This is a genomic window from Nocardioides secundeburneus, from assembly GCF_039939255.1.
Lineage (GTDB): Bacteria > Actinomycetota > Actinomycetes > Propionibacteriales > Nocardioidaceae > Nocardioides.
Map to the genome: position 1 here is coordinate 851007 of NZ_JBDUUE010000001.1, position 20408 is coordinate 871414.

Annotated in this window: 19 protein-coding genes; 18 read left to right on the forward strand and 1 reads right to left on the reverse strand. The window is 74.2% G+C overall.

Annotated features, from left to right (window positions below; translation table 11 throughout):
* Positions 1–253 precede the first annotated feature (253 nt).
* The 13 genes from ABFT23_RS03870 (at position 254) to ABFT23_RS03930 (ending at position 12601) form a co-directional block, all read left to right on the forward strand.
* Positions 254–1729 (forward strand): DEAD/DEAH box helicase, encoded by a 1476-nt coding sequence (locus ABFT23_RS03870; protein ID WP_347892719.1) that lies wholly within the window; start codon positions 254–256, stop codon positions 1727–1729.
* A 237-nt stretch (positions 1730–1966) separates the two neighbouring features.
* Positions 1967–2887, forward strand: a complete 921-nt coding sequence (locus ABFT23_RS03875) for a hypothetical protein (RefSeq protein ID WP_347892720.1) — start codon at positions 1967–1969, stop codon at positions 2885–2887.
* Positions 2884–3618 (forward strand): Flp pilus assembly protein CpaB, encoded by a 735-nt coding sequence (gene cpaB, locus ABFT23_RS03880; protein ID WP_347892721.1) that lies wholly within the window; start codon positions 2884–2886, stop codon positions 3616–3618. Before ABFT23_RS03875 ends, cpaB begins: the two co-directional genes overlap by 4 nt.
* Complete coding sequence (locus ABFT23_RS03885; RefSeq protein ID WP_347892723.1) at positions 3615–5222, forward strand: AAA family ATPase; 1608 nt, start codon at positions 3615–3617, stop codon at positions 5220–5222. Before cpaB ends, ABFT23_RS03885 begins: the two co-directional genes overlap by 4 nt.
* Before the next feature lie 47 nt (positions 5223–5269).
* Entirely contained in the window at positions 5270–5572 is a 303-nt protein-coding gene (locus ABFT23_RS03890) for a TadE/TadG family type IV pilus assembly protein (protein ID WP_347892725.1), read from the forward strand.
* Positions 5569–6945 (forward strand): CpaF family protein, encoded by a 1377-nt coding sequence (locus ABFT23_RS03895; protein WP_347892727.1) that lies wholly within the window; start codon positions 5569–5571, stop codon positions 6943–6945. Before ABFT23_RS03890 ends, ABFT23_RS03895 begins: the two co-directional genes overlap by 4 nt.
* Positions 6936–7856, forward strand: a complete 921-nt coding sequence (locus tag ABFT23_RS03900) for a type II secretion system F family protein (protein ID WP_347892729.1) — start codon at positions 6936–6938, stop codon at positions 7854–7856. Before ABFT23_RS03895 ends, ABFT23_RS03900 begins: the two co-directional genes overlap by 10 nt.
* Positions 7853–8764, forward strand: a complete 912-nt coding sequence (locus ABFT23_RS03905; protein WP_347892730.1) for a type II secretion system F family protein — start codon at positions 7853–7855, stop codon at positions 8762–8764. The genes ABFT23_RS03900 and ABFT23_RS03905 overlap by 4 nt, the downstream gene beginning before the upstream one ends.
* Positions 8761–9939, forward strand: a complete 1179-nt coding sequence (locus ABFT23_RS03910) for a sensor histidine kinase (protein ID WP_347892732.1) — start codon at positions 8761–8763, stop codon at positions 9937–9939. Before ABFT23_RS03905 ends, ABFT23_RS03910 begins: the two co-directional genes overlap by 4 nt.
* A complete protein-coding gene (locus ABFT23_RS03915; protein WP_347892734.1) occupies positions 9932–10636 on the forward strand; it encodes a response regulator transcription factor in 705 nt (234 codons plus the stop codon). Before ABFT23_RS03910 ends, ABFT23_RS03915 begins: the two co-directional genes overlap by 8 nt.
* Positions 10637–10828: 192 nt before the next feature.
* A complete protein-coding gene (locus ABFT23_RS03920) occupies positions 10829–11053 on the forward strand; it encodes a hypothetical protein (protein WP_347892735.1) in 225 nt (74 codons plus the stop codon).
* A gap of 74 nt (positions 11054–11127) precedes the next feature.
* A complete protein-coding gene (locus tag ABFT23_RS03925) occupies positions 11128–11769 on the forward strand; it encodes a pilus assembly protein TadG-related protein (RefSeq protein ID WP_347892737.1) in 642 nt (213 codons plus the stop codon).
* A gap of 91 nt (positions 11770–11860) precedes the next feature.
* Positions 11861–12601 carry a dienelactone hydrolase family protein gene (locus tag ABFT23_RS03930; protein ID WP_347892739.1) on the forward strand — a complete coding sequence of 247 codons (741 nt, stop codon included), beginning with the start codon at positions 11861–11863 and terminating at the stop codon, positions 12599–12601.
* A gap of 6 nt (positions 12602–12607) precedes the next feature.
* Here the strand turns inward: ABFT23_RS03930 and ABFT23_RS03935 are convergent, their stop codons facing one another.
* Positions 12608–13207, reverse strand: coding sequence for a nitroreductase family protein (locus ABFT23_RS03935; protein ID WP_347892740.1), 600 nt, complete (start codon positions 13205–13207; stop codon positions 12608–12610).
* A 23-nt stretch (positions 13208–13230) separates the two neighbouring features.
* On the opposite strand from ABFT23_RS03935, the gene ABFT23_RS03940 reads away from it, so the two are divergent.
* From ABFT23_RS03940 to ABFT23_RS03960, 5 genes are all read left to right on the forward strand, one after another.
* Positions 13231–14427 (forward strand): allantoate amidohydrolase, encoded by a 1197-nt coding sequence (locus ABFT23_RS03940; protein WP_347892742.1) that lies wholly within the window; start codon positions 13231–13233, stop codon positions 14425–14427.
* Positions 14427–15692: a formimidoylglutamate deiminase gene (locus ABFT23_RS03945; RefSeq protein ID WP_347892743.1), complete on the forward strand. Its 1266-nt coding sequence runs from the start codon at positions 14427–14429 to the stop codon at positions 15690–15692. The genes ABFT23_RS03940 and ABFT23_RS03945 overlap by 1 nt, the downstream gene beginning before the upstream one ends.
* Complete coding sequence (gene hutI, locus ABFT23_RS03950; protein ID WP_457622930.1) at positions 15677–16828, forward strand: imidazolonepropionase; 1152 nt, start codon at positions 15677–15679, stop codon at positions 16826–16828. The genes ABFT23_RS03945 and hutI overlap by 16 nt, the downstream gene beginning before the upstream one ends.
* Positions 16829–16975: 147 nt before the next feature.
* The gene (locus ABFT23_RS03955; protein ID WP_347892745.1) at positions 16976–17122 is read left to right on the forward strand and encodes a hypothetical protein; all 147 of its coding nucleotides are present in this window, start codon (positions 16976–16978) and stop codon (positions 17120–17122) included.
* Between the two features lie 145 nt (positions 17123–17267).
* Positions 17268–20249, forward strand: coding sequence for a helix-turn-helix transcriptional regulator (locus ABFT23_RS03960; RefSeq protein ID WP_347892747.1), 2982 nt, complete (start codon positions 17268–17270; stop codon positions 20247–20249).
* The last annotated feature ends 159 nt before the right edge of the window (positions 20250–20408 follow it).

Sequence of the window (20408 nt, forward strand, 5' to 3'; positions counted from 1 at the left end):
CCCAGGCTAGGAGCGTCACGGCGCTCCGCGCTCACCCCGCAGGTCCTTCGGCGCGCCCTATGGGCAACGTCACCTCCTGTCGATGCCGGTGTTGCCGGTGGGGCTCGGTAGGGTGGAGCCACAGGCCCGTCCAGTCTTGCCTCGGGCTCCCGCACCGGCTTCTCGCCGGTGCCCCTCCTTCGTGAGGCCGCTAACTCGTCCCGCCGACCGGCGGGGCAGCGTGGTGAGACACACCAACGCGAGAGATTTCTTCGTGACTTCGTTCCACGACCTGTCCGTCCCTGCCGACCTGGTCGCCGTCCTGGCCGACCGCGGCATCACCACCCCCACGCCCATCCAGGCCGCCACCCTGCCCGACTCGCTCGCCGGGCGCGACGTGCTCGGCCGCGGCCGCACCGGCTCGGGCAAGACCTACGCCTTCCTGCTGCCCCTCGTCGCCCGCCTCTCCGGCGGACGCAGGGCGGCCGCGCGCAAGCCGCGCGCGCTCATCCTCGCCCCGACCCGCGAGCTCGTCGGCCAGATCCAGGAGTCGCTGGCCCCGCTGGCCGCCTCGGCCGGCCTGACCACGCAGACCGTGTTCGGCGGCGTCGGCCAGAACCCGCAGGTCAACGGCCTGCGCAAGGGTGCCGACATCGTGCTCGCCTGCCCCGGCCGGCTCGAGGACCTCATGGGCCAGGGGCATTGCCTCCTCGACGACGTCGAGGTCACCGTGCTCGACGAGGCCGACCACATGGCCGACCTCGGCTTCCTGCCCGCCGTGCGGCGCATCCTCGACAAGACCCCGGCCGACAGCCAGCGTCTGCTGTTCTCCGCCACGCTCGACAACGCCATCGACGTGCTGGTCAAGCGCTACCTGGCCAAGCCCGTCGTCCACCAGGCCGACTCGGCGCAGTCACCGGTGGCGAAGATGGACCACCACGTGCTGCACCTCGGTCGCGAGCACCGCGTGCCCGTGCTCGTCGACCTCGCCTCGGCTCCCGGTCGCACGGTCGTCTTCACGCGCACCAAGCACGGCGCCAAGGCGCTGGCCCGCCAGCTCAACAAGAGCGGCGTGCCCACCGTCGACCTGCACGGCAACCTCAGCCAGAACGCGCGCACCCGCAACATGGAGGCCTTCCACTCCGGTCGGGCCACCACGCTGGTGGCCACCGACATCGCGGCCCGCGGCATCCACGTCGACGACGTCGCCCTCGTCGTGCACGCCGACCCGCCCACCGAGCACAAGGCCTACCTGCACCGCTCGGGCCGGACGGCGCGCGCGGGCGCGGCCGGCACCGTCATCACGCTGATGACCGACGACCAGGTGCGTGACGTCCGTCAGCTCACGCGCGCGGCCGGCATCAAGCCCACCACGACGAAGATCGCCGACGCCCGGCACCCGGTGCTCACGCAGCTCGCCCCGGGCGAGCGGACCTTCGTCCCCGGTGGTCTCGTGGTCGAGGCCCCCGCCGAGCGCACCGCCCAGCCGAAGGCGAAGAAGCCGCAGGGCGCCGGCACGTCCGGTGGCGGCAACGGTGGCGGCGGACGCGGACGCGGTCGCGGTCGCGGGCGCGGTCAGGGTGCCGGCGCCTCGTCGAGCGCCCCGGGCACGTCCGGCGGCGGCAACCGCAACCGCAACCGTCGCCGCGGCGGCGCGGGCGGGGGTGCCGGCTCCAACGCAAACGGAAACGCATCGGGTGCTCGGCGCGCGGGCGGCCACTCGGCCGCCTCGTTCTCCTCGAGTCGTTAACCCCATAGCAGCAAGGGATTTCCCGGTAACGGGTCCTCTCTCATAGCGAGGTTCGGCCAGACCGGCAAGGGCTGAAGCCACCCAAACAAATGTTGTTTTGGTGTGGCTTTGCCCTTGACCGCCGTCGTCGTCGACTGTGATTCTCGACAACATGGTTCGGGCCATCACAGGGATCGACGGCGTCCAGCGCACGCGCTGCACGCCCACGACGCCGACGTCGGGCACCGCGCTCGACCGATGCGGCTCCCCGACCTCGTCGGCGTGCTGAGCCGGCCGAGCTCGCTCGCGGTCGCCGTCCTGACTCCCGAGTCCATCGAGCCGTCGAGCACCCCGGACGGCGCCGCGCCCTGGGGCGGTTGGGGCCTCCACCCGCTCGACGACGCCGCCGTCCTGGCGACCGACGCGACGGTGCTCGACCCGGCCACGACCCACGTGCTCGTGCTCGCTGCCGACAGCCACGCGCCGGCGGCGCACGTCGTGGCGTCCACCATCGCTGCGGCCCGCCCCGACCTGCCGGTGCGGGTGCTCACGGCGCCCGTGTCGCTCACCGTGCTCGTGCGGGCGCTCGAGCTGGTGCCCGCCGACGCCGGCTCGCCGAACCGCGTGCACGACGCCGTGGTCGCCGCACTCGACTCGCTCACCTGGGCGGCTTGGCTCCCGTCGGTGGCCAAGCTCTCCGCGCCGCCGCCTTCGGTGGGACAGCACGTCCGATCATGGTTCGCCGACCGCAAGCGCGGCTTCCTCGCCGTGCAGGGCGATCCCGGCTGGGTGGCCCAGCTGCCCGTCGCCGACCTCGCCGCCGAGCGCCGGCTGACCCGGCTCGCCCGCGGCGGGGCGCCCTATGAGTGCCACGTCTTCGGCGAGGTGCCCGAGACGGCGGTCGCCACGTTGTTCGACATGGGCCTGAACGCCCGGCCCGTCCGCCGCGACCCGATCGCGTCGCCGGCGACGTCGTGGGGGAGCGCGAAGGCCGTCGAGCTCGTGCTGTCCACCCCGGTCGTCCTGCCCGCGCCCGAGCTCGACCGGTGCTGCCCGGCCTGCGCCGAGCCGGTCGCCGGTGCGTCCTGCCCCTTCTGCCGCGTGGCGCCGGTGCGCGGTGGGTCCCTCGACCCGGGGGCACCGCTCGCCCCGGGTCCCGTCCCGGAGGTCGCCTCGTGAACGCCCGTCAACGGCGCGGAGTCCTGTTCCTGGTCGCCGCGGCCGCGCTCGCCGTCGCCGTCTTCGTCGCGGTGAGCAACTACGTCTCGCAGGTCGAGAGCCAGGTCGGTCCGCGCGTCACCGTCTACGAGGTCACCGAGCCCGTCGACGCCTACCTGCCGCTCAGCGCCGACAACGTCAAGGCCGTCGAGGTCCCGGAGCGATGGGCCTCGCCGACCTCGGTCACCCGCCTGCGCGACCTCGAGGGACGCCGCGTCGGCTTCCAGCTGGCCGCGGGCACCGTCATCACCTCCGACATGCTCATCCCCTCCACCGACCTCAGCCCGAGCGAGCGCGAGATCGCGATCAACGTCGACAGCGTCACCGGTGTCGCCGGACGCGTCCGGCCGGGCGACCGCGTCGACATCATCACGGTCTTCGCCGAGGTGCCCGGACTGCCCAAACAGGCAAGGGTGCTGGTGCGCGACGTCCGCATCGTCTCGATCGGCGGCCAGCAGTCGGTGCAGGTCGACAGCGAGGACTCCGTCGGCCGCTCGCGCGAGGTCGTGCCGGTCACGCTCGCGCTCGAGCCCAAGGACTCGTTGTCGGTGACCTACGCGGCCGCGTTCGCCGAGGAGGTGCGCCTGGTGGCCCTGCCGGGCGACGTCGGCGCCAACCGCTCGGAGGAGATCGACGACTTCGACGCCTCCGACCTCGGCGGCCAGGCCGTGCCCGAGGAGGGGTCGCGATGAGCCGGCCCGCCAAGGTGCTCGTCGGCGCCGCCGAGCAGGGCGTCGTCACCGCCGTCCGCAACCTCGTCGGCGAGATCGACGGCGCCGAGCTGGCCTCGTTCCAGGAGACCACCCACGAGCTGTCGGCGATGGTCGCCCGGACGAAGCCCGACGTGGTGATCCTGCACGACGCCCTCGGGCCGCAGAGCGCCGCCGACGCCGTCCGCGAGCTGGTGCTGCGCTCGCCCACGACCGGCGTCCTGCTGGTCAACTCGAGCCTCGACACCACGGCCGCGCTGGCCGCGATGGAGGCGGGCGCCAAGGGCGTGCTGCCCTACCCCCTCACCTTCGACGACCTCGCGGGTCGCTTCGAGATCGCCCGCCAGTGGTCGGAGCGCATGTCGGGCCTGATCTCCGGCGCGGTGGCCGACACTGCGCGCGACCTCGGCCGGCACGGCCGCATCACGCTGCTCGCCGGGGCCAAGGGCGGCGTCGGCACCACCACGATCGCCACCCACCTCGCGATCGACCTGCACCGCAAGGTCGAGGGCACGAGGGTCTGCCTCGTCGACCTCGACCTGCTCGCGGGCGACGTCTCGGGCGTCGTGGAGGCTCGGCAACGCGTCTCGATCGCCGACGTCGCCAAGGTCGCCGAGGACCTCTCCGCCTCGACCATCCTCGACGCGCTGGTGCACCACGAGTCCGGCATCTCGCTGCTGCTCGCGCCGCTGCAGCCGCACGAGAGCGAGTACGTCACCGCCAACGCCGTGCGCGCCATCCTCGGCCTGCTGCGCCAGGAGTTCGACGTCATCCTGGTCGACGGCGGCTCGCACGCGACGCCGGCGCAGGCGGCCGCGGTCGAGGTGAGCGACGCCGTCGCCGTGCTGGTCACGCCCGACGTGCTCGCCATGCGCTCGTTCCGGCGCACGGTGCAGGCGTGGGAGGCGCTCGGCGTCCGCTCCGAGTCGGAGCTGCACGTGATCGTCAACCGGGTCGCCCGCGACGACACCCTCAACGTGGAGGCGCTCGGGCGCCTGACGTCGGCCACCGTCGTCTCGACCCGGCTGCCGACCGCGCTGCGCACCCTCGAGCGCGGCGTCAACGCCCGCAACCCCGACGAGGTGCGCGAGGCGTCGTGGTGGGCCGCGATCGAGCGGATCGGCACCGAGGTCGGCGTCCGCGACCTGCCCTCCGGACCGCTGGGCACGGCGCCCGCGCGGCGTCCGCGACGTCAGCCGAAGGCGAAGACGAAGACGAAGACGACGAAGTCCACGTCCAAGGCGAAGGCCGGCGCCGAGGCCGGCCAGATCGCCGTCGAGACCGTGGCGCTGGTGCCGCTCGTGCTCCTCGTCTGCCTGCTCGCCTGGCAGCTCGGCCTCACGGCGTTCGCCATGGTCTGGAACGGGCACGCCTCCAACGCCGCCACCCGGGCCGCTGCCGTCGGCAACGACCCCGAGGAGGCCGCGCGCGACGCCGTCCCCGACTCGATGCGCGACAGCGTGCACGTCGTGGTGCGCGAGGACGGCTCGGTCGAGGTGAGCACCGACGTGCCGGTGATGTGCCCCGGCTGCGGGTCGTTGCCGACCTCGATCTCGAAGACCACCGACGTGGTGTACGAGCCGTGAGGGCGACGCGTCGGGCCGAGCGGGCCGAGCGGGCTCAGCGGGGGAGCGTGTCGATCGAGGTCGTCGCGCTCGTGCCGCTGCTCGTGCTCGTGGCGCTGCTGGTGCTCCAGCTCGGGGCGGCCGGGTGGACGGCGTCGCAGACCTCGGAGGCCGCACGGGTCGCGGCGCGCGCCCAGAGCCTCGGCCAGGACCCCCGGGCCGCGGCGGAACGGGTGCTACCCGACGCGATGGAGCTCGTCGAGGTGCGCAGCGACGGGGGTGCCGTCGAGATCGAGGTGCGGGTGCCCCGTGTCTCGCCCCTGCCCGCGTTCACGGTGACCCGCGACGTCGTCATGCCGGAGCGGCCATGAGCGGCTACCGGGGCTTCGCCGGCATCGACCCCGCCGGCCCCGAGCCGGTCGCGGGGGAGACCTCCGACGAGCTGCTCGTGCGGCGGCTGAAGCGGCTGCTGCTCGAGGAGGTCGACCTCTCCGAGCTCGGTCGGCTCGACGAGTCGCAGCGCCGCACGCGCCTCGAGCGCGTGCTCAACCACCTCGTCTCCACCGAGGGCATCATCCTCAGCACGCGCGAGCGCACCAACCTCGTGCGTCGCGTGGTCGACGAGGCCGTGGGCCTCGGCGTGCTCGAGCCGATCCTCGCCGACCCCGCCGTCAGCGAGATCATGATCAACGGCCACGACACGGTCTACGTCGAGCGCTACGGCGTGGTCGAGCGCATCCCGTCGGGGTTCACCAACAACGAGCAGCTGCTGCAGACCATCGACCGCATCGTCTCCACGGTCAACCGTCGCGTCGACGAGTCGAGCCCGATGGTCGACGCCCGGCTGCCACCCGACAGCCGCCTGCCGCGCGGGGCCCGCGTCAACGTCGTCCTGCCGCCGCTGGCGCTGCGGGGGCCGACGGTGACCATCCGGCTGTTCCCGCGGCGCTACGGCATGGACGAGCTCGTCCAGCGCGGCAGCATCGACCGGCCCACCGCCGAGCTGCTCGAGGCCGCCGTCCACGCGCGGCTCAACGTGGTCGTCTCGGGCGGCACGGCGTCGGGCAAGACGACGATGCTCAACGCCCTGTCGGCGTTCCTGCCCGACCACGAGCGCATCGTGACCATCGAGGACGCCGCCGAGCTCTCCCTCGACCAGGAGCACGTCGTGCAGCTCGAGACCCGCCCGGCCAACGTCGAGGGCCGTGGCGAGGTGACGATCCGCGACCTGGTGCGCAACGCGCTGCGCATGCGGCCCGACCGCATCGTCGTCGGTGAGTGCCGTGGCGGCGAGGCCCTCGACATGCTCCAGGCGATGAACACCGGCCACGAGGGCTCGCTGACCACCGTGCACGCCAACACCACCGACGACGCCCTCGCGCGGCTCGAGACGATGGCCTCGATGTCGGAGGTCGACGTCCCCTTCCACGCCCTGCGCGAGCAGGTCAACTCCTCGATCGACCTGGTGCTGCAGCTCATCCGCTCGCCCGACGGCACCCGTCGGCTCGTCGAGGTCAGCTACCTGTCGTCGCGCCGGCGCGACGACTTCGTGCTGCACCGGCTCGTGCACTGGGATCCTCGTGCCGCCGGCCCCTCGGGCACGACCGGCAACTTCGTCAGACATCCTGTCCACCCAGCGCTCGCCGACCGGCTCGAGGAGCGGGGCGAGAGGGTGCCGGACGGCTTCGTGCGCGCCGAGTCGGCCAGCGGTGCCGACGTCGGAGGTGGCGTCTCGTGGTCCTGACGATGGTGCTCGGCACGCTCGGGGTGCTGGCCCTCGCGGCGCTCGGCGCCGCGCAGCTGATCGCAGTCGCCGGCGACCGCCGCCGGCTCTACGCCGCGGTCGCCGACGTCGACGGCATCGACGACCAGCCGCTGCTCGACCGCGCCAACCAGCGCTTCCGGCGCACCCGGCTCGGGCAGTTCGTCGAGCGCGAGCTGACCCTGGCCGGCATGGACCAGCGGCCGCTGCTGGTGGTGCTGGCCGCCGTCGGCATCGGCCTCGTCTCCGCCTACGTGCTCTGGACGTCGCTCGCGCCCGTCTTCGGCGTGCTCGGCGTGAGCATCGGTGGCATCGCGGCCCGCGCCTACGTGCGACGCGCCCGGACGCGGCGACTCGAGGCCTTCATCGTGCAGATGCCCGAGCTGGCGCGGGTGCTGGCCAATGCCACCAACGCCGGGCTCTCCATCGCCACCGCGCTCGCGATCGCCGCCGACGAGCTCGCGGCGCCGGCCGGGGTCGAGCTGCGCGTCGTCGCGAACTCGATGCGCTTCGGCACCGACCTCGAGACCGCCCTCGACACGATGGGCGAGCGCCTGCCCTCGCGCGAGGTCGGCGTGCTGCTCTCGACGCTCGTCGTGTGCTCGCGCAGCGGCGGCTCGCTCGTGACGTCGCTGCGCGACATCGCCGACACGCTCGAGTCTCGTAAGGAGACCCGCCGCGAGATCCGCACGACCCTGGCCCAGGCGGTCGCCACCGGCTACCTGGTGATCGGGCTCGGGCTGTCGATGCTGTTCGTGCTCAACACGATCCAGCCCGGCTCGGTCGAGGCGATGACCGGACACATCGTCGGACAGATCGCGCTGGTCATCTCCGGCTCGCTGTTCTTCCTCGGCTTCGTGCTGATCCGCCGCATGACGAGGTTCGACCTGTGAACCCCGCGGTGTTCCTGCCGGGCGCCGCGCTCGCGCTCGCCCTCGTGATCGCGCTGCGCGGCTACCACCTGCTGCGCGCCGACCCCGCCGACGGGCTGGGCCTCGACGACCTGACGATCCTGCGGCCCGAGCAGCGCCGCTCGGCGACGGGCGAGGGCCCGCTCGGCCGGCTCGCGACGCGGCTGGCGCCCGCCGTCCGACGGCGCCTGCACCCGCGCGTGATCCGGTGGCTGCAGACCCAGGTCGAGTACGCCGGTCGGCCCGACGGCCTCGGGGTCGACGGCGTCATCCGCATCGGTCTGGTCTGGGCGCTCATCGTGTCGCCGGCCGTGCTGCTGTTCGTCGTCGGCGGCAACCTGGTCGGGCTCGCGCTGTGCCTCACGGCGCCGGTGATCATGCCGCTCGCGCGCCTGTCGAGGTTCCGGCGGATCCGCACCGAGGCCATCGAGCGCGACCTGCCCGACTTCCTCGACGTCCTCGCCGTCACCGTGACCGCCGGCGTCGGGTTCCGGCCCGCGCTGCTGCGGGTCTCCGAGCGCTTCGGCGGACCGCTCGCCGGCGAGATGCAGCTCGCGCTCGGGCAGGTCCAGCACGGCGCCACGCTGCGCGGGGCGTTCGAGCAGCTGCGCGAGCGCAGCGACTCCGAGGCGCTGCGCCAGTTCGTGACGGCGTTCCTGCAGTCCGACGAGCTCGGCGCGCCGCTCGTCGAGGCCCTCAGCCAGATCGCCGTCGACCAGCGCCGCGACCACGCCCAGCGTCAGCGCCGCAAGGCCGCCCAGGTGGCGCCGCGGGTCACGCTCGTGACCACCGTCGTGCTCGTGCCCGCCACGCTGATCCTGCTGCTCGTGGGCATCGTGCTCGGCGCCGACCTCGACTTCAGCAGCCTGTTCGGCGGGTTCTCCCAGTGAGCGGCGAGGCCCTGGTCGCCGCCGAGATCCGCACGCTCGTGCGGGTCTCCTGCCTGCTGCGCATGCTCACCCTGCTCGCGAGCCTCGTCGGCTTCGTCGACCAGACGCTCACGCTGAAGGCGATCGTGGCCATCGTCTTCCTCACCTCCACCAGCATGGTCGGCGTCTCCGACCCGCAGGTGCCGGCGCTGCTGCAGCGCCACCCGATCCTCGTCGTGTGCGACAGCCTGGTGATGACGGCGCTGATGGTCGCCCTGGGCACCGACAACCCGCTCGTGCTGGTCGGGCTGAGCAGCTGCATCATCATCGGCGTCGTCCTGCGGCCGCTGCCCGCGGCGCTGTCGACGGTGACGATGGTCTGCGGCTACCTCGCCGCCAGCCTGACGACCGGCGCCGAGGGCACCTTCCTCGCCGACTTCGGCTTCCCGGTCACCTTCGTCTGCGTCGTCGTCCTCGGCCAGGTGTTCCGCCGGCTCGCCGAGCAGAAGCGGCAGTCGGAACGGGCGGTGGCCGACCTGATCTCCGGCACGGTCACCGCCGAGGAGCGCGCCCGTCTGGCTCGCGAGCTGCACGACGGCACGGCCAAGACCCTCCAGGGCCTCGTGCTCAGCGCGCAGTCGCTGCCGGTGTGGATCGACCGCGACCCCGATCGCGCGCGCGTCGAGGCGAGCAGCATCGCGGCGGCCGCCGACGACGCCGTCGTCCGGCTGCGCGGCCTGCTCTCGACGCTGAGGCAGGACGACCTCTCGCAGCCGTTCCACGAGTCCCTCGCGGCGATCGCCCGCGACCGGACCCACGACCACCCGCAGATCAAGCTGCGCCTCAACCTCAACCCGGTCGAGCTGACGGCGCCGTCGGTGCGCTACGAGCTGCTCGCCGCGGCCCGCGAGGCGCTCGACAACGCCGTCGCCCACTCCGGCACCGACCGCATCGCCGTGCACCTGACCAGCGGCGACGACGGCGAGGTGTTCGTCGAGGTCACCGACGCCGGGTGCGGCTTCACCTCCGACATCCTCCCCGAGCGCGAGCGCGCCGGACACTTCGGCGTCCGGGGCTACTCCGAGCGGCTGACGACGATCGGCGGCCGCGCCGACGTCGACAGCCAGCCGGGGAGAGGGACCAGGGTGCGCTTCGTCGCACCACGCATGGGACTGAGGGAGACCACCGATGCCTGACCTGCCCGACCTCACCAACCTGACGATCGCGTCGCTCGACGTCGCCGCCGGACCGGTGCGCACGCTGATCGTCGACGACAACCCGGTCGTGCGCACGGGCCTGCGCAGCCTGCTCGACGCCTCACCGGACGTCGAGGTCGTCGGCGAGGCCGGCGACGGCATCCTGGCCGAGTCGATGGTGCGCAACCTGAGCCCCGACGTCGTGCTGCTCGACGTGCGCATGCCGCGACGCGACGGCGTGCAGACCGCCCGGGTCATCGCGCCGCTGACCACGGTGGTGATGCTGACCTTCACCGACGAGCCCGAGCACATCCGCGCCGCGCTCGACGCCGGCGCGGCCGGCTACCTCGTGCACGGCTCGTTCGACGCCTCGACGCTCGTGCACACCGTGCGCCAGGCGGCGCAGGGCGCCGGCGCCTTCTCCCGCCAGGCGCTGGAGGTGATCCGCGAGGGTCGCGCCTCGGCCGACCACGCCGTCGAGCACGAGGACCGCCAGCGCCAGTTCGACCTCAGCGAGCGCCAGCGCGAGCTGATGGAGCTCATCTCGCGCGGGCTCACCAACGCCGAGATCGCCGCCGAGCTCTACCTGGCCGAGAAGACCGTCAAGAACCACGTGAACGCGATCTTCGGCAAGCTCGTGGTCACCAACCGCAGCGAGGCGATCGCGGTGTGGCTCGGACGCCGTCCGGTCGGCTGACGGGCCTGGGGATCGGGTCTGCGAGTGGGTCTGGGAATGGGTCTGGGCCTGGGTCCCCGGGCCCCCGTCGTACGGCCCGCACGAGCCTAGATTTCCAGGTGTCGGAGCGGCTCGGAAACCACTCCACAGGCTTGCGGCCCGCATCTCGGGGCGTGGCCGCCACCTACTCGGCCCAGGAAGAGGAAGTCCATCATGATCAAGGTTCTCGTGGCACTGATGATGCACCGCATGCAGCTGCTCTCCGACTCGCACGACGACGAGCGCGGGCAGGGCACGCTCGAGTACGTCGGCATGATCATCGTCGCCGCCGGCATCGTCGTCGCGGTCCTGCAGGCCGCCGGCGCGATCGACCTCGGCGCGGTCTTCACCGAGGCCGTCGGCACGGTCACCGACGGCGGCGGTGGCGGCGGCGAGTGACCCACCTGCGGCGCCAGCCGAAGCCGGTCCGGGACGACGTCCCGGGCCGGCTTCGGCGCGCTCGCGCCACCCGGGTGCGTGACGAGCGCGGACAGGTGGCGACGGCGCTCGTCGTCTGCTGCGTGCTCGGCCTGGTGGCCGTGGCGGTCTGGGGCGTGGCGCTGCTCGCCCGCGGCGCCGACCAGAAGACCCAGGCGCAGAGCGCGGCCGACGCCGCCGCGCTGGCCGGCGCCGGCGTGCTGAGCGACGCGCTGCCGCAGCTGCTCGCGCTGCTGGCCGACAAGGACGGGCTGTCGGGCACGGCCGGCTGCGCCCTCGGTGAGGACCGTGCGCGCGACTACGCCGCCCGCAACGACGCCGAGCTCATCGACTACTGCTTCGACCTCGGCAGCGGCCGGGTCTCGGTGACGGTGCGGATGCTCGAGCCCGTCAACGACGAGCTCGACGGCGCCGTCGCCGACGCCACCGCCTCGATCGGCCTCGACCTCGCCGACTGCGACTGGCAGGACGACGACCCGCCGGAGCCCGAGGCCGAGCCGGTCGAGCCGCCGTCCGGCGGCCCGACCCCGGACGCCGAGCCGGCCCCGCCGCCCACCCTCGGGACGACGCTCAGCTGCGGCGCGTTCTCGGCCGAGTTCGAGATCGACGGTGACGGCGGCGGCCTGTCGTTCGTCGAGCTCGACGTCGACGCGCTCGAGCCGGCGTTGGTCGAGTAGAGCGTCGTCCCACCCGCCCACGGGTGTTCCCCACCCGCGCTCCCCGGCCAGATTCGCGCTCCCGCTCCACCCCGCCGCTACCGTCGGCGTCATGGATCTCGTCGACGTCCCCGTCCCGGCCGGCACCGCCCAGGCCTACGTCGCCCGACCGCCGTCGGGCTCGGGGCCGGGCGTGCTGTTCTTCATGGACGCCATCGGCGTCCGCCCGCAGATCGCCGAGATGTGCGACCGCATCGCGTCGTGGGGCTACGTCTTGGTCGCGCCCAACGTGTTCTACCGCGACGGCGACGTCGACGCCGTGCGGCCGCACGCCGACCTGCGCGAGCCGGGGGAGCGCGAGGCGTTCTTCGAGCAGGCGATGCCGCGGGTGCACGGCCTGACGAGCGACCTCGCGGTGCCCGACATCGCGGCCTACGTCGCCTTCGTGCGCGGCCTCGACGGCGTCGACAGTGGCCCCATCGGCGTCACCGGCTACTGCATGGGCGCGCGGCTCGCGATGCGCGCGGCCACCGGCCATCCCGACGACGTCGCCGCGTGCGGCGGCTTCCACGGCGGCGGGCTGGTCACCGATGCGTCCGACAGCCCGCACCTCGGGCTGGCGTCCGCGCGGGCCGAGTTCGTGTTCGGCCACGCCGACCAGGACCCGTCGATGCCGGCCGAGGCCGTCGACGCGCTGGGCGCCGCGCTCGCCGAGCACGGCCTGGTCGCCGACAACGCGGTCTACCCCGACGCCCCGCACGGCTACTCGATGGCCGACACCTCGATGTACCAGGAAGCGGGCGCCGAGCGGCACTTCACCGAGCTGAAGGCGTTGCTCGAGCGCACGCTGTGACGCGGGTCAGCCCCGCCAGCCCCCGCGGTGCACGACGTCGCCGGCCGGGGTACGGCGGCGCGTGGCCGGGGAGCCCTGGGCGCCGCCCTCGGCGGCGTGCCCGATGCTGATGACGCCGATCGGGTCGTGCGAGTCGGGGATGCCGAACTCGCTGCGCAGGGCGCCCTCGCGGCCCGGGGCGACGCCGAAGAAGCAGGCGCCGAGGCCGGCGTCGGTGACGGTCTGGAGCACCAGCAGGCTGGCCATCGCGGTGTCCATGTGCCAGTAGGGCATCGGCCAGCGCGCCTCGTCGCGGTCGGTCCAGCCCTTGTCGGACTCGGCGTAACGGTCGAGGTAGGCCGCCTTGCTGCTGCACGGCAGCACGATGACGGGCGCGCTCATCATGCCGCGGCGCCACCGGTCGGGCACGCCCTCGGCGCTGACCTCCCAGAACCGGGCGACGTCGGCCGGGGTGTCGAGGACGACGAACGCCCACCCCTGGCTGAAGCCGGCGCTGGGTGCGCGGGTGGCGTTGTCGAGGGCCCGGTCGATGATCGCTGGGTCGACCGGCCGGTCGTCGTACTTGCGGACCATGCGGCGTCGCTGCACGACGTCCTGGAACTCCATGGCCCCACCCTAGGGTGGTCCCCGTGGCGGACGACTTCGAGCGCATGTGGGCCGACCTCGAGCCGATCGGGCTGTCGGCGTCGTCCGGCGGCTACTTCCGCCAGCCGTTCGAGTCGGCCGAGCGCGAGCTCGCCGCCTGGTTCGCCGAGCAGGCCGCCGCCCGGGGCCTCGACGTCGAGACCGACGGGTTCGGCAACGCGGTCGCCTGGTGGTCCCCCACGGCCGCCGACGACGAGCCCGCGCTGCTCACCGGCAGCCACCTCGACTCCGTGCTCGACGGCGGCGCGTTCGACGGCCCCCTCGGCGTCGTCTCGGCGTTCGCCGCGGTCGACGTGCTGCGCGAGCGGGGCGTCGTCCCCCGGCGGCGCATCGGCGTCGCGGCGTTCGTGGAGGAGGAGGGCTCCCGCTTCGGCCAGGCCTGCCTCGGCTCGCGCCTGGCCACCGGCGCCGTGTCGTGGGACGACGCCCGCGGGCTCCGCGACCGCGCCGGCGTCGCGCTGGGCGACGTCGTCGACGGCGACGCCGGGTCGCTGCTGCTCGACGCCGTCAGCACCTACGTCGAGCTGCACGTCGAGCAGGGCCGCGACCTGGTCGACCAGGGGTCGGCGGTCGGGGTCGCGAGCGGCATCTGGCCGCACGGTCGCTACCGCTTCGACTTCGAAGGAGAGGCCAACCACGCCGGCAGTACCCGCATGGACGACCGCGCCGACCCGATGCTCACCTACGCCATGACGGCGCTCGCGGCCAACAAGCAGGCGCGCCTGGCCGACCAGCGGGCGACGTTCGGACGGGTCGAGGTGGCGCCCAACGGCACCAACGCCGTGCCGTCGCGCGTCGCGGCCTGGCTCGACGCGCGCGGCGACGGCGAGCAGGCCGTCGCCGACCTGGTCGCCGCGGTCGAGCGCCAGGCTCGCGAGCGGGCCGAGCGCGACGGCACCACGGTCACGGTGACCGCCGAGTCGGTCTCGCCGGCCGTGTGGTTCGACGAGGAGCTGATCGAGAGCCTGCGCCGCGACCACGCGGTCGGCGACTGGCCGGTGCTGTCCACGGCGGCCGGTCACGACGCGGGGGTGCTGCACGGGCGCGGCATCCGCAGCGCGATGCTGTTCGTCCGCAACCCCACCGGCGTCTCGCACTCGCCCGCCGAGCACGCCGAGGCCGACGACTGCCTCGCCGGCGTCGAGGCGCTCGCGACCACGCTCGAGCGGCTCTGCGGCTGATGACGGCGTTCCTGCTCGAGCGCGCGTGGGTCGACGGGGCCGTGCACGACGACGTGCTGGTCGACGTCGTCGACGGGCGGTTCGCGCAGGTGACGCCGGGCGGCAGCGGGGGCGAGCGGGTCGCGGGGCTCACCCTCCCCGGCCTCGCCAACGCCCACAGCCACGCCTTCCACCGGGCGCTGCGCGGGCGCACCCAGCGCGGGCAGGGCACGTTCTGGACCTGGCGCGAGCAGATGTACGCCGTCGCCGAGCGCCTCGACCCCGACTCCTACCATCGCCTGGCCCGCGCGGCCTACCGCGAGATGGTCGCGGCCGGCTACACGAGCGTGGGCGAGTTCCACTACCTGCACCACCGGCCCGACGGCACCCGCTACCCCGAGGAGGACGCGATGGGCTCGGCCCTGCAGCACGCGGCCGACGACGCCGGCATCCGGGTCCGGGTGCTCGACACCTGCTACCTCAGCGGCGGGTTCGGCGAGCCGCTCGCCGGCGCCCAGGTGCGCTTCGGCGACGGCACCGCCGAGCAGTGGGCCGACCGCGCCGACGGCGGCCCGGCCGCGATCCACTCCGTGCGCGCGGTGCCGCGCGACCAGCTGCACGTCTTCCGCGACTGGGCTCCCCTGCACGTGCACCTGTCGGAGCAGCCGGCCGAGAACGAGGCCTGCCTGGCGGCGTACGGCATCACGCCCACGCGCCTGCTGCACGAGGAGGGCCTGCTCGGCCCCGGCACCACGGTCGTGCACGCCACGCACCTCACCGACGACGACGTCCGGCTGCTCGGCGACTCCCGCACCCAGGTCTGCGTCACCCCGACCACCGAGCGCGACCTCGCCGACGGCATCGGGCCCGCCCGCCGGCTCCACGACGCCGGCTGCCGCGTGAGCATCGGCAGCGACAGCCACGCCGTCGTCGACCCGTGGGAGGAGCTGCGGGCGCTCGAGATGCACGAGCGCCTCGCGACCCACCGCCGCGGCCACTGGACGGCGGCCGAGCTGCTCGCCGTCGGCACGGCCCACCCGGCCCTCGGCATCGACGACGTCGGCGCGATCGCCGTCGGGCAGCGGGCCGACCTGGTCACCCTCGACACCCGCTCGCCGCGCACCGCCGGCACCGGCGCCGACGAGCACACGGCCGTGTTCGCCGCAACGGCCGCCGACGTCGTGCGGGTCGTGGTGGGTGGCGAGCTGGCCTACACGCCCGACGACGACGAGGAGATCGGGCGCGAGCTCGACGAGGCGATCGGAGCCCTGTGGCCAGCACCCTGATCACCGGCATCGCCGAGCTCACCACCTATGACGACGTCCGCCCGGTCGTCGACGACGCCGCCCTCGTCGTCGACGGCGACCGCGTCGCCTGGGTCGGGCCGGCCCACGAGGCGCCCGCCGCCGACGCCGCGGTCGACGTCGGCGGGCGTGCCGTCGTCCCCGGGTTCGTCGACTCGCACTCCCACCTGGTCTTCGCCGGCGACCGCGCGGCCGAGTTCGAGGCCCGGATGTCCGGCACGCCCTACGCCGCCGGCGGCATCCGGACGACGGTCGCGGCCACCCGCGCCGCCACCGACGAGCAGCTCACCGCCCAGGTCGCCCGGCTGTTCGCCGAGATGCGCCGGCAGGGCACGACCACGGTCGAGGTCAAGAGCGGCTACGGGCTCACGGTGGCCGACGAGGCCCGCGCGCTCGCGGTCGCGCGCCAGTTCACCGACGAGACCACGTTCCTCGGCGCGCACGTCGTCCCGGCCGAGCACGCCGACGACCCCGCCGGCTACGTCGACCTCGTCACCGGCCCGATGCTCGAGGCCGCGGCGCCGTACGCGCGCTGGATCGACGTCTTCTGCGAGCGCGGGGCCTTCGACGCCGACCAGGCCCGCACGATCCTCGCCGCGGGCGCGGCCGCCGGCCTCCGCGGTCGCCTGCACGCCAACCAGCTCGGCCCAGGCCCCGGCGTCGCGCTGGCGTGCGAGCTCGGCCTCGTCGCGGTCGACCACTGCACCTACCTCACCGACGACGACGTCGACGCGCTCGCCGGCTCGGGCACGGTCGCGACGCTGCTGCCCGGCGTCGAGTTCTCGACCCGTCAGCCCTACCCCGACGCGCGCCGGCTGCTCGACGCCGGCGTCCGGGTCGCCATCGCGAGCGACTGCAACCCGGGCTCGTGCTTCACCTCCTCGATCCCGTTCTGCATCGCGCTCGCCGTCCGGGAGATGGGCCTGACGCCGGCCGAGGCGCTGCACGCGGCCACGGCCGGGGGTGCCGCCGCGCTCGGCCGCGACGACGTCGGCCGGCTCACCGTGGGGGCGCGCGCCGACCTCGTCGTCCTCGACGCGCCGTCGTACCGCCACCTGGCCTACCGGCCCGGGGTGCCGCTCGTGGCCGCGACGTGGGTGGGCGGCCGGCCGGTCTGAGGCACGCCCCGCGGCCGGAGTGCCTGTCTGAGGTAGGCGCGCCCGGAGGATAGGACGCTTGCCCGATGCCCGGCCCTACCTCAGACGGCGAACCTCGTCCTACGTGACCGGCACCGTGCCGGTCCTGAGGTAGGCAGGAGAGCCACCATGTACGACTACGCATCCATCCAGGCCGAGATCGACTACCGCCGCGACCGGCTCACCCTGGCCCCGGACCGACGCGGCAAGGCCGTGCGCCGGACGCGCACCCCGTTCGTCGGAATCCGCGAGTCCCTCAACCGGCGCGTCCGCTGACGCCGGTCACGACGGCCGGGGCGCGCCCCGAGCGACCCGCGCCGTCCGAGCCCCCGAGCGCCGAGTCTCCCGACCTCCCCGAGGTCCGAGGCTCGGCGTTCGTCGTTGCGGCCCGGGAACGGTGAGGGAGGACAGAATGGAGACCATGCCCGCGATCCAGTCCAGCACGATGATCGGCCGCGACGCCGAGCTGGCCGAGATCGCCGCCTCGCTCGGCGTGCGGCCGGCGCGGGCCGCCGCCGACCTGACCGACGTGCTGCTCTCGGGCGACGCCGGCGTCGGCAAGACCCGGTTGCTGCGGGCGCTGCGCGACGTCGCCGTCGGCGAGGGGTGGCAGGTCCACGCCGGGCACTGCCTCGACTTCGGCGACAGCGCCCTGCCCTACCTGCCGTTCTCCGAGGTGCTCGGCCGGCTCGTGGTCGAGCAGCCGGACGTCGTCACCGAGGTCGGTGCGGCGCACCCGGCCCTCGCGCGGCTGCTGCCCAACCGGCGCCAGATGAGTGGCCCGGCGGCCGAGCAGGTCGACGCCGAGGCGTCCGCGCTCGACCGGGCCGACCTGTTCCGGGCGATGGCCGCCGTCCTCGAGGCCGCGGCCCGCCGCGCGCCGCTGCTGCTCGTCATCGAGGACACCCACTGGGCCGACCGGTCGACGCGCGACATGCTCAGCTTCCTGCTCTCGCGGCTCGACCCCGGCGGGTTCGCCGTCGTGGCCTCCTACCGCACCGACGACCTGCACCGCCGTCACCCGCTGCGCCGCCAGGTGGCCGAGTGGTCGCGGCTGCGCGGGGTCGACCGCATCACGCTGTCGCCGCTCGACGACGACGACGTCCGCTCGCTCGTGCGCGAGCTCGTGCCCGACGGCCTGCCCGACGCCGAGGTCGCCGACGTCGTCGCGCGGGCCGAGGGCAACGCGTTCTTCGTCGAGGAGCTCGTCAGCGCGGCGGCCGACCCGGGCAGCGTCGTGCCGGCCGACCTCGCCGACGTGCTGCTCGTGCGCCTCGACCGCCTCGACGACGACGCGCGGCAGGTGGTGCGCACCGCCAGCGCGAGCGGACGCCGGGTCACCCACGAGCTGCTCGAGGCGACGTCCGGCCAGACGCCCGCGGCGCTCGAGGCCGGCCTGCGCGGCGCCGTCGAGATGAACGTGCTGGTCGCCGACCGGGGCGCCTACGCCTTCCGGCACGCGCTGCTGGGCGAGGCGGTCTACGACGACCTGCTGCCCGGCGAGCGGGCGCGGCTGCACGCTCGCTACGTGTCGGCCCTCAGCGAGGGCACCGCGCGCGGCACCGCGGCCGAGCTGGCCCGCCACGCCCGCCTCGCGATGGACAAGACGACGGCGTTGCTGGCCAGCGTGCGCGCGGGCAACGAGGCGAGCGCCGTCGGGGGCCCCGACGAGGCGGCCTACCACTTCCAGCAGGCGCTGGAGATCCTGAGTGGCGACACCGAACGAGCCGGCCGCGCGGGCGGCGGCGAGCTCGGCGACCACGGCGTCGACCTGTCGAAGCTGGTGGTCAAGGCCGCGGCGGCCCTGGTGCAGTCGGGCGACCCCGAGCGGGCGATCGGTGTCATCGGCGAGCAGCTCGAGCGGCTGCCGGCGTCGGCGTCCGACGCGTGGCGCTCGCGCATGCTGAGTGCCCAGGCCGAGGCGCTCTACATCACCGAGGAGATCGAGACCGACGCGCTCGCGGTCTCGAGCCGCGCGGTCGAGCTGGCGCCCGAGGGCGACAGCGGGCTGCGGGCCCAGGTGCTGGCCAACCACGCCAAGATCCTGGCCGCCTACGGCCGCTACCTCGAGGCCGAGACGGTGGGGCTCGACGCCCTCGAGCTCGCCGAGCGGCTCGACCTGCACCAGCTCGTGGTCGACGTCATCACCACGCTGTCGGGGCTGAAGAAGGCCGGGCCGAAGGAGGGGTTGCGCGCCTCGCTGGAGGAGGCGGTCGGGCGGGCCGTGGCCGCCGACGCCATCCACGCCGAGCTGCGCGGCCGGTTCCTGCTCGGCCGCTCGTTCGAGGACTGGGGCGAGTTCGACGCCGCCGAGCGGTGGTTCGCCAGCGGCATCGAGCGCGCCGTCGACGCGGGCCTGCCCTGGGCGCCCTACGGGTTCGAGGCCCGCTGGCAGCTGGCGTGGATCTGCATCGTGCGCGGCGAGTGGGAGCGCGCCCTCGACCTCATGGTCGTCGAGGGGCCGTTCCCGCCGCCGATCCCGCGGGCCATGCTGACCTCGATGCGCCTGCAGGTGCTGCAGCACCGCGGCGACGACGTCGGCGCGCGCGTGCTCGGCCTCCGGCCGTTCTGGCGGCGCGAGGGCGCGGTCGCCATCCACGCCGCGCCGGTCGAGATGGTCGCCGCCGGACGCCGCGACGACCCCGAGGCCGCCGTGGCGGTCTACGACGACGCGGTCGCGGTGCTCTCCCGCATCTGGCACGAGTGGTTCTCGGCCCGCATCCGGCTCGCCGCGGTCGCCGTCGGGGTGGTCGCCGACGCGCTCGAGAGGCGCGGCACGGCCGAGCGCGAGTCGATGGTGCGGCACGTCGAGCGTCTGCACGGCGACGGGCACACGGTGCTCGACCGCTACCAGGACCCCTCGGGCTACTGGGGCCCCGAGGGCCGGGCCTGGGTGAAGCGACTCGACGCCGAGACGCTGCGGGCCCGGTGGCGATCCGGCATCGAGGCGCCCCCGCTCGACGTCCTGGTCGAGACCTGGCGCGAGACCGAGACGCTGTTCGCCGACTTCGGCCACGTGCACGAGCAGGCGATCGTGCAGACCAGGCTCGCCGGCATCCTGCGCGCGACGGGCGACGTCGCCGGGGCCCGCGAGCTCGGCGACCGGGCCCGCGAGACCGCGCGCCGGCTCGGCGCGCAGCCGCTGCTCGACGAGCTGCGGGCGATCGGCTCGGCCGCGGCGCCGCGCTCCCCCGAGGGGGCGGGCACCGTCACGCTCACCACGCGCGAGCGCGAGATCCTCGACCACGTGGCCCAGGGCCGGACCAACGGCGAGATCGCCAAGCTGCTCTACATCAGCACCAAGACGGTCTCGGTGCACGTGTCGAACATCCTCGGCAAGCTCGGCGCCTCCGGCCGCACCGAGGCCGCCGCGATCGCGCGTCGCACCGGGTTGCTCGACTGAGCCGGCAGGCCCCGGGGGCCCGGGCGGGGAACACCCGGTACACCGGGTACTCATGACGTTCTCAACGGTTGCAACACCTGAGAACCCGCAGAACACCCGGTGCACCGGGTGTTCCGCACCCGCTCAGCCCTGGACTGTTGACGAATGTTCAGTAGCCTG

What these genes read in the sequence shown, in the direction of transcription:
- ABFT23_RS03875 (WP_347892720.1), top strand. Translation starts at nt 1,967, where the DNA reads ATGCGGCTCCCCGACCTCGTCGGCGTGCTGAGCCGGCCGAGCTCGCTC.
- ABFT23_RS03935 (WP_347892740.1), bottom strand. Translation starts at nt 13,207, where the DNA reads ATGGAGTTCCAGGACGTCGTGCAGCGACGCCGCATGGTCCGCAAGTAC.
- ABFT23_RS03960 (WP_347892747.1), top strand. Translation starts at nt 17,268, where the DNA reads ATGCCCGCGATCCAGTCCAGCACGATGATCGGCCGCGACGCCGAGCTG.
- ABFT23_RS03920 (WP_347892735.1), top strand. Translation starts at nt 10,829, where the DNA reads ATGATCAAGGTTCTCGTGGCACTGATGATGCACCGCATGCAGCTGCTC.
- ABFT23_RS03885 (WP_347892723.1), top strand. Translation starts at nt 3,615, where the DNA reads ATGAGCCGGCCCGCCAAGGTGCTCGTCGGCGCCGCCGAGCAGGGCGTC.
- ABFT23_RS03895 (WP_347892727.1), top strand. Translation starts at nt 5,569, where the DNA reads ATGAGCGGCTACCGGGGCTTCGCCGGCATCGACCCCGCCGGCCCCGAG.
- ABFT23_RS03930 (WP_347892739.1), top strand. Translation starts at nt 11,861, where the DNA reads ATGGATCTCGTCGACGTCCCCGTCCCGGCCGGCACCGCCCAGGCCTAC.
- ABFT23_RS03915 (WP_347892734.1), top strand. Translation starts at nt 9,932, where the DNA reads ATGCCTGACCTGCCCGACCTCACCAACCTGACGATCGCGTCGCTCGAC.
- ABFT23_RS03945 (WP_347892743.1), top strand. Translation starts at nt 14,427, where the DNA reads ATGACGGCGTTCCTGCTCGAGCGCGCGTGGGTCGACGGGGCCGTGCAC.
- ABFT23_RS03955 (WP_347892745.1), top strand. Translation starts at nt 16,976, where the DNA reads ATGTACGACTACGCATCCATCCAGGCCGAGATCGACTACCGCCGCGAC.